Here is a 957-nt window from a genome sequence, read left to right as displayed (position 1 = left end):
GTTTCATTCTTTGCATCCACGACGATGCTGATTTTAGCGGGCTTACTGACAATCCTTGGTTCAACAGACAAAGCGATAGGCCTGCTTGAAGATCTGCCCTTTGTGATGCCAGCGACACGTGCCGAATGGGAACTGAAATTTCTACTGTTGATTGTGGTTTTCGTATACGCCTTCTTCAAATTCACTTGGAGCTTGCGGCAGTATGGCTTTGTGACAGTGATGATTGGCGGAGCGCCGGTGTGTTCGCGCGAAGAAAAACCAAAAGAGCATCGGGTGCTTGCAGAGCGGCTTGCGAAGATGGGGTCGATGGCGGCACATAACTTCAATATGGGACTAAGAACCTATTACTTCTCAATCTCCATATTAGCGTGGTTTATCAATCCGATTCTCTTTATGGTGGCGGCAACCAGCATCGTCTTTGTGCTGTATCAACGTGAGTTTAAATCGTCGACCTTGCGCACCTTAATGCAGAGTAAAACCATTGATTTAAAACGAACGCCAGATTTGTAAACAAGGTGTTTACCAACCTTCAAGGAAAGGAAGACCTTCCAGGTTCAAGCCTAAGGTGGCCCAAGAATAACCCTCGGTGTGCGTTGCCGTGATCGAAACAGTTCGGTATCGAACACTCAGCTCTAGCCCCAACTGCTCAATGCCGTTTGGATCTGGGATCGTAAAGTTTCCTGCATCAAGAACATGCCAAGAAAAGCCAAAGTCGACCCCCCAATGCCACGTTGAATTTGTATAAGCTACATTATACTTGTGCCCTTTGCTCCCGTGCCCGTAGCGAAAAGTGGCACCTGTCATTTGAGCACCTTCTTTGTTGAAATAAGACAAACCCGCGTAGTGCGCGATACCGATGACGTTGTCTTTATATAAGTAGGTGTAACGAGGCGTCCAACCAACACCGTCAAACAAATCCCAATCCCAAGCAGGCGTAGTTCGGGTTTCATCTTGCTC

2 protein-coding genes are annotated in these 957 nt (G+C 47.4%); one reads left to right on the top strand and one right to left on the bottom strand.

The features are described from left to right. Positions 1-510: DUF599 domain-containing protein (locus A3751_RS18130; RefSeq protein WP_082863363.1), on the top strand; the 510-nt coding region annotated here is incomplete at its 5' end. Between the two features lie 9 nt (positions 511-519). Here A3751_RS18130 and A3751_RS23110 read toward each other — a convergent pair. Continuing rightward, on the bottom strand, positions 520-957 hold a 438-nt coding region (locus A3751_RS23110), incomplete at its 5' end, for a hypothetical protein (protein ID WP_197466481.1).

Source organism: Oleiphilus sp. HI0080 (assembly GCF_001635135.1).
Note: the sequence above shows the minus strand (reverse complement) of the source record. Positions and strands in the feature narration are given on the sequence as shown.